Origin of the sequence: Enterobacter sp. kpr-6 (assembly GCF_900116015.1) — a bacterium.
Classification (GTDB): Bacteria; Pseudomonadota; Gammaproteobacteria; order Enterobacterales; family Enterobacteriaceae; genus Enterobacter_D.
The window spans coordinates 52,710-66,172 of record NZ_FOYH01000004.1 but is presented as its reverse complement, the minus strand read 5'-3'; the positions used below and the strand labels follow the sequence as shown (position 1 = coordinate 66,172).

At 57.3% G+C, this 13,463-nt stretch carries 9 protein-coding genes; 1 reads left to right on the top strand and 8 read right to left on the bottom strand.

The genetic code is table 11. The features are described 5' to 3' along the window. Positions 1-103 precede the first annotated feature (103 nt). The 5 genes from BM373_RS11985 to ytfQ form a co-directional block, all read right to left on the bottom strand. A complete protein-coding gene (locus BM373_RS11985) occupies positions 104-1,669 on the bottom strand; it encodes a methyl-accepting chemotaxis protein (RefSeq protein ID WP_090461696.1) in 1,566 nt (521 codons plus the stop codon). A 106-nt stretch (positions 1,670-1,775) separates the two neighbouring features. Then, positions 1,776-2,777 (bottom strand): galactofuranose ABC transporter, permease protein YjfF, encoded by a 1,002-nt coding sequence (gene yjfF / locus BM373_RS11980; protein WP_090461694.1) that lies wholly within the window; start codon positions 2,775-2,777, stop codon positions 1,776-1,778. Next, positions 2,764-3,789 (bottom strand): galactofuranose ABC transporter, ATP-binding protein YtfT, encoded by a 1,026-nt coding sequence (gene ytfT, locus BM373_RS11975; protein ID WP_090461692.1) that lies wholly within the window; start codon positions 3,787-3,789, stop codon positions 2,764-2,766. The genes yjfF and ytfT overlap by 14 nt, the downstream gene beginning before the upstream one ends. Before the next feature lie 10 nt (positions 3,790-3,799). Continuing rightward, entirely contained in the window at positions 3,800-5,293 is a 1,494-nt protein-coding gene (gene ytfR, locus BM373_RS11970; protein ID WP_090461690.1) for a galactofuranose ABC transporter, ATP-binding protein YtfR, read from the bottom strand. Positions 5,294-5,457: 164 nt separating this feature from the next. Beyond that, complete coding sequence (gene ytfQ, locus BM373_RS11965) at positions 5,458-6,414, bottom strand: galactofuranose ABC transporter substrate-binding protein YtfQ (protein ID WP_090461689.1); 957 nt, start codon at positions 6,412-6,414, stop codon at positions 5,458-5,460. 399 nt (positions 6,415-6,813) lie between these two features. Between ytfQ and ppa the strand changes: the two genes are divergently transcribed. Continuing rightward, a complete protein-coding gene (gene ppa, locus BM373_RS11960) occupies positions 6,814-7,344 on the top strand; it encodes an inorganic diphosphatase (protein ID WP_090461687.1) in 531 nt (176 codons plus the stop codon). Between the two features lie 87 nt (positions 7,345-7,431). Here ppa and BM373_RS11955 read toward each other — a convergent pair whose 3' ends face one another. From BM373_RS11955 to tamA, 3 genes are read right to left on the bottom strand one after another with little or no spacing between them, the layout of a single operon-like run. Next, positions 7,432-7,776: a gamma-glutamylcyclotransferase family protein gene (locus BM373_RS11955; RefSeq protein WP_090461685.1), complete on the bottom strand. Its 345-nt coding sequence runs from the start codon at positions 7,774-7,776 to the stop codon at positions 7,432-7,434. Between the two features lie 2 nt (positions 7,777-7,778). Continuing rightward, positions 7,779-11,555, bottom strand: coding sequence for an autotransporter assembly complex protein TamB (tamB, locus tag BM373_RS11950; protein WP_090461684.1), 3,777 nt, complete (start codon positions 11,553-11,555; stop codon positions 7,779-7,781). Next, entirely contained in the window at positions 11,552-13,285 is a 1,734-nt protein-coding gene (gene tamA, locus BM373_RS11945) for an autotransporter assembly complex protein TamA (protein WP_090461682.1), read from the bottom strand. The genes tamB and tamA overlap by 4 nt, the downstream gene beginning before the upstream one ends. Positions 13,286-13,463: the final 178 nt, after the last annotated feature.

Sequence of the window (13,463 nt, the reverse complement as noted above, 5' to 3'; positions counted from 1 at the left end):
ACCCTCACCCGTAATTTTCACCCTCACCCTAACCCTCTCCCTCAGGGAGAGGGAACCGATCCCCCTCTCCCTGAGGGAGAGGGCCGGGGTGAGGGGAAACGTTCTACCCCGCCGTCTGCAACCTGAACGACGCCATCGCTTCCATCAACTCCCTTGACTGCTCTTCCAGCGAGCGCGTCGCGGCAGAGGACTGCTGCACCAGCGCCGAGTTCTGCTGCGCGGTTTCGTCCATCTGATTGACCGCAATATTCACCTGCTCAATCCCCCGGCTCTGCTCGTGGGAGGCGCTGGCGATTTCACGCATCAGCTTCGTCATGCGCATAACTTCCCCGGCGATTTCGTCCATGGTTTCCCCGGCCTGCATCGCCAGATCGCTGCCTTCGCTCACGTGGGTCTGGGAATCTTTAATCAGCGTGCGGATCTCTTTGGCGGCATCGGCGCTGCGGCTGGCGAGGTTACGCACTTCACCGGCAACCACCGCAAATCCGCGACCCTGCTCACCCGCGCGGGCGGCTTCCACCGAGGCGTTCAGCGCGAGGATATTGGTCTGGAAAGCAATGCCGTCGATAACGCTCAGGATGTCGGCGATGCGGTTGGCACTGCCGGAGATATCGCTCATCTTTTCAATCACGTAGCAGACCATTTCGCTGCCGCGATCGGCGGTGTCGGATACCGTTTTCGCCAGTTGGTGCGCCTGCTCGGCGTTATCGGCGTTCTGTTTCACCGTCGCGGTGATCTCTTCCATGCTCGCCGCCGTCTGCTCAAGGGAGGTGGCGTTGGATTCAGTGCGCTGGGCCAGATCCATATTCCCGGCGGTCAGCTCGCGGCTACCGGTATCAATTTGCGCGCTGGCATCACGCACGCGGGTGACGGATTCCACCAGCGACTGACGCATCTCTTCAATTGCCGCATTCAGGCGGGTAAATTCCTGGCTTGCCGGATGCGCGTTAGCCGGAAGCAGATCGCCTGCGGCCACCTGCTCAAGCTGTTTAATGGAGGCATCCAGCGGCTTGAGCAGCATATGGCGCAGCACCATCCACGCCAGTACGATAATGCCCGCCGTCAGCAGCGCGGCAATCACGATAAACAGCATCACGCGGTTTTTACTGCGCTGTACGTCGTCCACTTCCGTTTTACCGCGCGCCTCTCCCCACTTCAGGAAAGCCTGCATATCGGTATCAAACTGGCGGGAGACCGGGATCAGTTTGTTTTCCAGCAGATCGTAATAGCTGTCAGCGCTCTGCTCGTTAAGTGCGCCCAGCATCGGCACGATGCCCTGCGTATTAAATGCGTTATAGCTGCGGGCGACCTTCTCAAGCAGCGGTTTGCCCTTCTCATCGTCCACGCCAGCGTTAATTACCGCCTGCATACTTTTTTGCGCCTGCGCGATTTCGCCGTTGATGTTTTTGACCGATTTGGCGGCATCGTCGAGCAGGCCGACTTCCATCATGCGAACGGCCTGGCCCGCTTCATTTCGCGCCCGCAGGATCAGGTTGTAGCCTTCGTTAAGGCGAGCCATTTGCTCCCCCTGAAGGTGGTTAATACGTTGCAGTGAAGAGGAACTTTGCGTAAGGGCGTAAATCCCCATGCCGCTCACCAGCAGCAGGAGTAAGGTCATAACGGCCAGTAAGGAAAGCAAGCCGGTGCGAATCGATAGCGTTTTTAGCATGTTGATGATTCCGGTAGCAGGATACTTCGTGGCGAAAATATGCGTAACGAAAGGTTATCGGCCGCTACCGGAATATCTTTAGTGCTTTTTTAGACAATTCAATGTGTTACTGCTTTGTTGCCGCCGTGCTAACGCGCGTCACTGGCGAGCTCTGGCGATTTTCCCACAGCACCGTCAGACCACGTTGTAAGGCAATAAAAATAAACAACAAAATGCCGATGGCGATTTTTGTCCACCAGGAACTGAGCGTACCGTCAAAATTGATGTAGGTCTGGATCAGCCCCTGGATCGCCACACCAAATAACGTGCCGAGTACCGTGCCGACCCCGCCGCTGAGCAGCGTGCCGCCGATTACCACCGAGGCAATCGCATCCAGTTCCACCCCGACGCCAGCCAGCGCGTAGCCCGCCTGGGTATAAACGGAGAACACAATCCCGGCGAGCGTGGCAAGCCCGGTTGAAAGCATATAAATGCGGATCGTGGTGCTGCGCGTGGAGATACCCATCAGATTGGCTGAAGTTGCATTTCCACCGATGGCGTAGACCTCATTGCCAAAGCGCGTGCGGTGAGCGAGGAAAATCCCGATGATCACCACGCCCAGCATCAGCAGGCCCATGGCGCTCAAGCGCCCGCCGCCGGGGATCTTCCATGCCAGGCTTGAGAGCGTGTCGTAGACCGGGTGGTTGATGGGGATCGACTCTTCCGACACCAGATAACTGACGCCGCGTAAAAAGAACATCCCGGCAAGGGTAATAATGAACGCCGGAATTTTCAGCGCGTCGATTAAAAGCCCCATAAACGCGCCAAATGCGCAGCCCATCGCCAGCACCAGCGGGAACGCCAGCAGCGGCGAAATGCCCCAGAAACCAATCGCTTTGGCGAGGAACACCCCGGTAAAGGCGATCACCGAGCCCACCGACAGGTCAATCCCGCCGGAGAGGATCACAAAGGTCATGCCGACGGCGATAATCCCTAAAAAGGCGTTATCGGTCAGGATGTTGCAGATCACCCGCGTGGAAGCAAAACCGGGAAACTGCGTCAGGCAATAGAGGTAGCCGAGCACGAACACGCCGAGCGTGATCATCAGCGGCAGGTTACGTTTGATCATGACCACGGCTCCGTTTCAGTAAAGCAATAAAGCGCGGCGACTGCACAATCAGTACGCACAGCACCACGACGGCTTTCACCACCTGGTTGAGTTCCGGCGGGAAGCCGGAAAGTAAAATCCCGGTATTCATACCCTGAATAATCAGCGCCCCGACCACCGACAGCAGCAGGTTAAAGCGCCCGCCCATCAGCGATCCGCCGCCGATCACCACCGCTAAAATGGCGTCCAGTTCCAGCCATAACCCGGCGTTGTTGGCGTCCGCGCCGCGAATGTCAGCGGTGACGATGATGCCCGCGATCGCCGCGCATACGCCGCTCAGTACATAGGTCAGCATGACCATCAGGCGGGTATTCACCCCGGCATTTTTCGCCGCGCGGATGTTAATCCCCACCGCTTCGATAAACATGCCGAGCGCCGTTTTGCGGGTAAAGAGCCAGAAAACCACCAGCGTGACCAGCGCGATAATCACCGGCGTCGGGAACAGCAGCAGCGAACCGCTGCCAAGCCAGGAGAGATTGGGTGCCGTGAAGGTGACGATCTGCCCGGAGGTAATAAGCTGCGCCACGCCGCGCCCGGCGACCATTAAGATCAGGGTGGCGACAAAAGGCTGAATTTTAAGAATGGCCACCAGCACACCGTTCCACAGCCCGGCCAGTACGCCGGAACCGAGTGCGGCCAGCAGCACCACCGGCAGGCTGTGCCCGGCGACGGTCATCGACGCCGCCGTCGCGCCCGCGATCGCCATCACCGCCCCTACGGAAAGATCGATGCCGCCGGTGGCGATCACCAGCGTCATGCCGATCGCCAGCAGCGCGACGGGCGCGGCGCGGTTAAGAATATCGATCGGGCTGCCGAACAGACGGCCATCCTGCAAAATCACCTGATAAAAATGCGGCGCAACCAGGCTGTCGACCACCAGCACCAGCAGCAGGGCGATAATCTGCGGCATACCCGTCGGCCAGTTGAAGCGACGCTTCGGCTCGCCAGTATGAGGAAGAGAACGGGACATCACAATTTTCTCCTTATGCCGCAATGGCATTCATGATCGCCGGAACGGAGAGTTCCGCGAGCGGGATCTCCGCCACCTGCTTGCGATCGCGCATGATGATCACCCGATCCGCATAGCCCACCAGCTCTTCCAGTTCAGAAGAAATGACCAGTAGCGCCAGGCCATCGGCACACAGCGTTTCAATCAGACGGATGATCTCGGCGTGCGCGCCCACATCGATGCCGCGCGTCGGTTCGTCGAGGATCAGAAACTGCGGTTTGGTCAGCAGCCAGCGCGAGAGCAGCACTTTTTGCTGATTGCCGCCGGAAAGAAATTCAATCGGCTGTTCGGCGCTTGGCGTGCGGATCCCCAACTGGCGAATAAAGCGCGCGGCGATCTCGTTTTGTTCTTTACGCGGGATCGGGCGCAGCCAGCCGCGCTGGGCCTGCAACGCCAGAATGATGTTTTCGCGCACCGACGCGGCGGCAATAATGCCATCGGTTTTGCGGTCTTCCGGGCAAAAACCGATGCCAAGATTTGACGCCTGATGCGGCGAGCGCAGCGTCTGCGGTTTGCCTTTGATCAGCGCTGTCCCGCTGTCGGCGGGTTTAATGCCAAAAATCACTTCGGCGGTTTCGGTGCGGCCCGATCCTAACAGCCCGGCGAGGCCGACGATTTCACCGGGGCGCACCTCAAGATCGAACGGCGAGATGGTGCCTTTTTTGCCAAAGTCTTTAAACGCCGCCACCGGGCGCTCGCTGAGCAGCGTGCGGCCCGCGCGTTGCAGGGCATTATTGTCCAGCTCGCGGCCCAGCATCATTTTCACCAGTTCAATCTGCGGCAGTTCGCGCGTCTCTTTGCAGCCGACAAACCCGCCGTTGCGCAGCACGGTAATGCGATCGCTCACCTCGTAGACCTGATCGAGAAAATGGGTGACGAAGATCAGGCTGACGCCCCGATCGCGCAGGTGGCGCATCAGGGTGAAGAGCATCTCCACTTCCTGGGTGTCGAGGCTGGCGGTGGGTTCGTCGAGGATCAGCACTTTGGCGGAGAGATCGATGGCGCGGCAGATGGCGACGATCTGCTGCATCGCCACCGAAAAACGGTTCAGCGGCTCACGCACGTCGAGGGAAAAGCCGTAGGACTCCATCAGCGCGGTGGCGCGCTTCTCCATCTCTTTGCGACGCAGAAAACCAAAACGCCGGGGCTCGCGCCCAATAAACAGGTTGTCCGCCACCGACATATTGGGCAGCAGGTTGACTTCCTGGTACACGGTGCCGATCCCCAGTTGCTGGGCATGGGCGGTATTTTTTGGCGAGATCAGCTCACCTTCAAGGCGGATCGTCCCGCGATCGGCGTGATAAACCCCGGTCAGCGCTTTGATCAGCGTGGATTTTCCGGCTCCGTTTTCACCGAGCAGGGCCATGATTTCCCCGCGCCGCAGGCTGAAATTGACGTTATCAAGCGCTTTGACGCCGGGGAAAAATTTGCTTAAGCCGTCCGTGCTCAGAATTTCTTGTTGATTCATTGATCACCCTCACCCTAACCCTCTCCCTGAGGGAGAGGGGATCGATTGTGCCCGCGTTGATGCCCTTCCCCCTGAGGGAGAGGGGATCGATTGTGCCCGCGTTGCCACGTTACCGCCCTTCCCCCTCTCCCTCAGGGAGAGGGCCGGGGTGAGGGTGGTTTAACTCAATAACCCATGTTTTGTTTCTTCTCGAGCTCTTCTTTCGCCGTATCCGGCAGGTAAAGCGTCGATTTAGTAATGGTCAACTGCTCAGGCCTGGTGCCATCTTTCTTATATTTCTCCAGCGCATCGAACGCCGGACCCGCCATGTTTGGCGTCAGCTCAACGCTGGCATTGGCTTCGCCGTCCATCATTGCTTTGAAGATGTCCGGCACGCCGTCAATAGAACCGGTCAGAATATCTTTGCCCGGCTTCAGGCCTGCTTCTTTAATTGCCTGGATAGCGCCGATCGCCATGTCATCGTTGTGGGCGTAAACCATGCAGATATTCTTGCCGTTGTTTTCCGCCTTGATGAAGCTCTCCATGACTTCTTTGCCTTTACTGCGGGTAAAGTCGCCGGACTGGGAACGGATAATTTTGATGTTGGACGCTTTGCTGATCGCTTCCGCAAACCCTTTCTTACGGTCAATCGCCACGCTCGCGCCGACCGTGCCCTGCAACTCAACCACGTTACATGGCTTATCGCCGACGGTTTTAATCAGCCACTCGCCAATCAGCTTGCCTTCCAGCACGTTGTCGGCGGTTACGGTGGTCATATAAAGCGATTTATCTTTCACGTCGATGGAGCGGTCGAGCAAAAACACCGGGATTTCAGCATCTTTCGCTTCTTTCAGCACCGGCTCCCACCCTGTCGCCACGACCGGGGCGATAAAGATGGCGTCCACCCCCTGCGCGATGAACGAGCGCACGGCTTTAATCTGGTTTTCCTGCTTTTGCTGACCATCAGCGATTTTTAAGGTAATGCCGCGTTTCTCAGCTTCGCTTTTCGCGACGTTGGTTTCAGCGGCTCGCCAGCCGGATTCAGATCCGACCTGCGAAAAACCGACGGTTAACGGAGCGGCCATCGCCATAGACGACATGGCTGCCGAAACTGCTGTGACAAGAAGTAAGCGCTTCCACATAAGGACATCCTCGTAGGGTAATTGTTGGCTATAACTTCACCTGCCGGGAAACTATAGACAATGGAGGATGTAACAGAATGCGTTACATCACACTTCGGAAAAGTGAATGAAAGGTTAATGACTAGATGAGATCCAGCCCGCGAAAAGCAAAGTGTTATGAACATGTTGAGGGCACTTGAAATTGCTCAATTTCACATCACGGGCGATCGCCCAATTCTGCTTTGTAACCGCTTCCACAAATTTATTCAGGATGTAGCTATGTTTATGGATTATCCGACTGCCAGACAGCTCTTAAAAAGCGGCCAGTTGAACGCAGCGGCGTAAAACAGCCAGAGACATTCCCGGTGAGTTGGCTATAATACCCGGCACTTGTTTGCACACATTTTAAAGGAAACAAACATGAGCTTACTGAACGTTCCGGCGGGCAAAGAACTGCCAGAAGATATCTACGTTGTGATTGAGATCCCGGCGAACGCCGATCCGATCAAATATGAAATCGACAAAGACACCGGCGCGCTGTTCGTTGACCGTTTCATGTCCACCGCGATGTTCTATCCGTGCAACTACGGCTACATCAACCACACCCTGTCTCTGGACGGTGACCCGGTTGACGTACTGGTGCCGACGCCGTACCCGCTGCAACCGGGTTCTGTGATCCGCTGCCGTCCGGTTGGCGTGCTGAAGATGACCGACGAAGCGGGCGAAGATGCCAAGCTGGTTGCGGTTCCGCACACCAAACTGAGCAAAGAATACGATCACATCAAAGATGTGAACGATCTGCCGGAACTGCTGAAAGCGCAAATCTCCCACTTCTTCGAGCACTACAAAGACCTCGAAAAAGGCAAATGGGTGAAAGTGGACGGCTGGGACAACGCAGAAGCGGCGAAAGCTGAAATCGTTGCTTCTTTCGAGCGCGCGGCGAAGAAATAAGTTAGCCTGCTGTTTTAAAACCTGGTTACCGCTGGTGCCAGGTTTTTTTATGTCTGAAAAACAACGCCACCCGAAGGTGGCGTTATGTTAATACCGATCCCGGTCGAGCCAGTTCCCGGACTCGATCCATGTACGTCCCTCAACCGGACGTTGATACACGTACATCCATGCACTTCCGTAAGGCGTCTGGATCAGCTGGCGTTTATATTCCCCGCCTGCGGTGCGTAATGCATCCAGCTCGGATAGTGTTGCCGAGTCGATACGATAGACTTCACCCTCTACATGGCCCGCGCCGGGTACCGCGCCTGGATAGTGGCCCAGGCTGTAAAGTTGATAATCCTCAACGCTGTGATCGCCCAGCCACTGAGCATTGGTCATCCAGTGGCTGTTGCCTTGTTTGCGTCGTAAACTGCCGTAGACAAATATTCGCATTGCTAAAACTCAAACTGATAGAGCAAATCAAGTGCCTGGTCTACGCCGGACACCGCTTCCAGATATAGCTTAGGCATCAGGCGATAACGTAGCGTGAGCGTCGCCAGAGAGTCAAAGATCCCCACGCCATATTTCACCTGCAGACCGGGCAGTACATAGCCGCTGACCACCACCTGAGAGGAATCACCTACCCCGGCGGTATCCAGTGCCAGATTACTGACGCCAAACGTCTCGCCGATTCTACCCACAACCTGACCACTTTGTGCAACCCCCAGCCCGACAAGCGCTGAAGTCATCGCCGCACTGTCGCTTTGGTTACTGTCGAGTCCCTGACCGCGTAACAGATACGATAACGCTTCCTGCTGCGACATCGCCGGGTCGGAGAAGATCTCCGCCTTCGGTTCATCGGCAGTGCCCGTCACGCGTACCCCGGCAATCACATCGTTTTCGGTGGCTTCCGGGTTACGGATCGCCTCAATGTTAAGCAAAGGTTGATCCGGTGGGCCCGAGAACAATAACTCACCTTTGCGCACAATCAAATCCTGTCCGTAGGCATGGAAGCGTCCTTCCGGGATATTTATTTGTCCGTTCAGGCCAAGCCCTTGATTATCTTGTGCAACTTTCAGATCGCCTGTCAGTCTGGCTTTTAGTCCGAATGCATCCATACGCACGTTATTACCGACATGGACAGTGAGATTGCTGTTAATCGGGATGCCCGCGCTGGCCGGTTTCTCCGGTTCCAGTTGAGGATTGAGCATGACTTCATCGCCTGACACGCCCACCGCGCTCTCCGGCAGTTCGTGCACCACAATGCGCGCCCACGGGATATCAATGTTGCCATCGAGGGTAAAGAGTTCCGGCGTCGCTTCAAACACCACGTCCGGTGAGGCGTCGAGGCGCACCATCGGCGGAATGGTGATCCGCACTTTGCTGCCCTTCGCCGCCACCCGCGCGCGCCAGTTATCGATCTGGCTCCAGTCGGCATCGCCCGCGAGGGTGATTTGCCCCTGCTTCGTGCGCACCACGCCCTGTAGCGTCGATTGCTGCCCGTTGAAGTTCATCGCCACCTGGCTTGGCAGCATATCAAACGGCATAAAGTTGCCGTCGACATCCACGCCGTTCAGTTGCATCTGCCCGAACAGTTGCGGGCTTTGTACGTTGCCTGCCAGCCGCAGATTGGCGTTTAACAGCCCTGCCGCTTTCTCGCCGCGCGAGAAAATAGCGTTAACCATCGCAATCGAGAAGTTACGGATGTTGATGTTACCGCCGAGATTACGCCGCCCCTGCGGATCGGTGATCTGCACCTGGCCGTCAAACTGGCCGTTGTTGTTCAGGCGCATCATCCAGCCCAGATCGGCGCGGTTATTACGCAGTTGCGCGTTCAGATCGAGGGTATCAAACGCCACCAGCAGCGGCGCGTCGTTGACGGTTTGCGTCACCCGGACGTTACGCCCGGAGAGCGTCACCTGGCCCTGCGGCAGCCCTTCTTTGGTGGTGTCCCATGTGACGTCGGCTTTACCGCTGAACGTCCCGCTGGCCTGCGTGGTTTCCGGCATAAAGGATTTCACCATCGCCAGATCGAAGCGGTTGAGGTTAACCACCGCGTGCCCTTCCGCTCCGGCGTCCACCGTTTGCGGAATGCACAGTTCGGCATTCGGGTTATTCCAGCAGTGCGGCCCGATGCTGATTTTCTGCTCCTGATTGCGGTAATCCAGCGCAATCTCCCGGTTCAGCGCCCATGGGCCGACCGGCGTGTCAAAGCGCGTATTGCTCAGGTTGCCTTTCCAGCGCTGCGTGGTGCGGTCGAAGCTCCCGGCCAGTTGTAGTTGCCCGGATACCGGCTCGCCCTGTACGCGTAGCTGTAGCTCGTGCTGCTTCTCGCTGCCCTTCGCCGTCAGCGTCGCCAGGCTTAAGTTCACCCCCGGCTGGCTGATGCGCTCAATGCGGGCATTCAGGGTACCGGCGATCTGATCGGTGGATTTGATATCCCCTTCCACGCGTACCAGGCCAATAGAAAGTTCCTGCCAGCGCAGCGCACGGGCGGTAATGTCTGCCAGCACCTGCGGCGCATCGACCGTACCGCGCACTTTCACCAGCCCCTTCGCCGTGCCGCCCAGGCCCGGCAGGGCGTTATCCAGCCCCGGCGCATCAATGGTGGCGTCGAGATTGAGATCTTTTACGCCCAGCTCGCCCTTCACATCGGCGCTGTTACGGCCCAGCGCCACATGCAGGCCTGGGATCACCCATTGCAGGTAGCTGTTGCCCTTCAGCGATCCCTCAACGTTGACCTTGTTTTCTTTCACGTTGCCGCTGATTTTCAGCTCAGGGATATCCATCTGCCAGCTTCCGCCGTACAGACTGCCGCGCGTCTTAATCAGGCCGTTAAGTTTCGATGGCCAGTCCGGTACTTCTTTCGCGGTGTTAATGCCGGTCAGCGCCAGTTCGCCGCGCCAGCTAATCGCCTGCTGCCAGTCCACCAGCCCTTTCAGTTCGGTTTTACCTTCCAGCGCATTCACGGTGAGCTTATCGAGAGTGATCTGCTGCTCGTTGCCTTTAGCGTCCAGCAAAATGGTCGCAGGCGGGATCTGCTCTCCCTTCACGGCGGTGCTGAATGAGAGGGTGTAATCGGTCATTTTGCCGCTGAGTTTCAGCTTCAGGTCGTCGGCCTGATACTGGCGCTCGCCGGTAAACGGCCAGTAAAGCTGTTCGCTGATCAGTTCCAGATTAAGCGGCAGCCCCGCTTCGGCCAGTTGCGTTTTGGCGCGCAGCACCATATCGACCGGTCCGGAAAGATTCACCCCGATGTCCAGCGTCTCGCGCAACGCGCCGCCGACTTTCAGCTTCACTTTCTCGCCTTTGATCGGATCGACGTTGAGCGTGCTGTTCAGCGTGATATCCACCGGCCAGTTGTTGCTTAACTGCGCGGTGCCCGTGGCGTTCACCGTGCCCTGGTTAGAGTCGATATCCAGCGCGTCGAGCTTCATGTTGCCGTCGAGGGTGCTGACCTTCAGCAGCAGGCTGCGCACCAGAATGTCGGTATCGCCGGTCAGCCGCAGGGTTTCACCGCGAAACTCCTCAATATTGAGATTGAGCGGCAAATGCACATCGGTCATTTCCGGCAGCACCGGTTTTGAGAACAGATCTTTGAGCGTCTCGCCGAGCGGTTTTTCATCCGGCTGCGGATTCTGGATCTTCGGCTCGACCACTTCTTCCTGCGCCACATCCGCCACTTTCGGCAGCGCGATTAACAGCCCCTGAAGTGAGGTCGGTTTCAGGGTCAGGTTTTTATCCTGCCAGTTCAACCCGGTGGTGAAATCCATCACCGACACGGTGGTGTCGTCGATTTTGATGTTCACATTATTGAGCGCCACCCGGCTCAGGGTGATGGGATACGGCGTGGAGAGATCCAGCGGCCCGCTGTCCTCTTCCTCCACCTGCTCAGACTTCGGCAGTTTGTCGTTATCTATCACCACATTGATATCTTTTAGCGACAGATCGTTCACGCACAGGCTGCTGTCCCGCAGGCAGCCCAGTTTGACCGCCAGATGGATCTGCCCGGCATTCACCGCCACACCGGGCTTATCGTAGCGAACGTTTTTCAGGGTCAGATCGCGCCAGCCGCCGGTGACCTGGCCGATTTCAAGGCCCGGCACCCAGCGGTTCGCGGCCTTAAACAGGGTGTGTAACCCGGTGGTGGTGCCGATTAAAAACGCCACCGTGCCCAGCAACAGCAGGATAAACACCAGAATACCGAGGCTTATCTTCTTCCATAAACTCATAATTCAGGCCCCAGACCGATGTAAAACTGTAATCCGTGTTCGTCTTTGTCGCCGATGGGAACGGCGAAGTCGAGCTTGATCGGCCCGACCGGAGACTGCCAGCGCACGCCCACGCCCGCGCCAGTTTTGAAATCGCTGCGGCGGATATCACTCACCGCTTCGCCGCTGTCGATAAAGGTCGCGCCCCACCATTTCCCGGTCACGTTGTACTGGTACTCCAGCGATCCGGTCGCCAGTTTTGACGCCCCTTTCAGCTTGCCCTCGTCATCTTTTGGCGAGATCGATTTGTACTTGTAGCCGCGAATACTGCGGTCGCCCCCGGCGAAGAAGCGCAGATCCGGCGGTACTTTGTCGAAGTCGCCGGTCTCGATCCAGCCGAGGTTGCCGCGCGCGACAAAGCGGTGGCGATCGTAGAGGGTGCGGATCCAGACGTTTTGCGCCTGAATCACCGAGAAATCGACGTCTGAACCCCACGCGGTATTGGAGTAATCAATCGAGTAGCGCTGCGAGTCGCCCCAGGTCGGCATCAGCCCGCCGCGCGAGCGGGTACGGCTAATCATCACGCCCGGATAGAGCAGCATGGTGGTGTTGGTGATTTTGCCCTGGGTAAAGTGATCGAGGCTCCAGCGCAGGTTAATGGCCCGCTGCCAGCCGCTGGAGAGATCCCAGTAGCGCGACAGCGCAAGCGTGGTGGAGTCTGACTCGGTATCGTTGAGATCGGTTCGCTTTAGCCCGCCCTGCACCAGGTAATACTGCTCCAGAGGATTTTTTAACAGCGGCATTTTGTAGCTGAAATCAAGCTGCTGCTCCGGCGCGGAGAGGCTGGTACTGGTGCTAAAGCTGTGGCCGTAAGAGTTGACCCATGGTTTTCTCCACGTCGCTTTGACGCGCGGCCCTACGTCGGTGGAGTAGCCGACGCCGGTTTCAATGGTGTTTTCCGTGCGCGGGGAGACGACGCCGTGCAGCGGCAGCACTTTGGTTTTGCGTGATTTTTCAAATTCCGGGGCCACCACCACCGAATTAAACCAGCCGGTCGCGGAGAGGCGGCGGTTCAGCTCGGCCAGGTCGCTGGTCTGGTAATAATCGCCTTTTTCAAACGGCACCAGGTTTTGCAGGTACTCCTCGCGGATCTGCGAGCCTTCGAAGGTGACATCGCCAAAGCGGTAGCGCTGGCCGCTGTCGTAATCGATATCCCAGAACGCCTGATGGCGATCGAGAGCAATGCCCAACTGGTGTTTATTGAAGGCGCTGTCGAAGTAGCCTTTGCGCAGCGCCACGTTGGTGAGCGATTTTTTGAAGCTGTCGTAATCTTTATGGTTGAGTACCGTACCGGTCTTCGGACGGTTTTTGAGCAGGTCGAGATAATCCCGGTCGTCACGTGCGCCGCCGCGCAGGATCACGCCCGTGCCGCCAATGCGCACCGGCGGCCCCGGCGTCACGCGGGCGATCAGTACCTGACGGCCTTTTGCCGGCGGGGGTCGCAGATCGAAATCAATCGTGGGTTCGTAATAGCCTAACGCTTTCAGCCCGCCGCGAATGGCGTCATCCACACGAGCACGAAAACGGCGATCGGGCGTGACCTCATCGCTTTCAATGGTGGATAACTGCGCGCGGACGTTTTTTTGTAACGCGCCGGATAGCCCTTCAACCTGCAAACGGACGTTTGCCGCCTGGACAGAGCCGCTTGCCAGCAGCACACTGGCAAAACATAAAAGACGGATTTTTGGCACGTTCTCTCCTGAATATCCCTGGTTCCTGGCCCTGGAAAAAAACTGAAATGCCGCTACCGGCTTAACAAAAATCCAACAATATGGATTGAAAAACGGACGACTACCCCAATATTTCTTATGTTTAAATTTAGCCCTATTTACAACACTTATTGTGTTAAAAGACAGGCCGGATGACAAC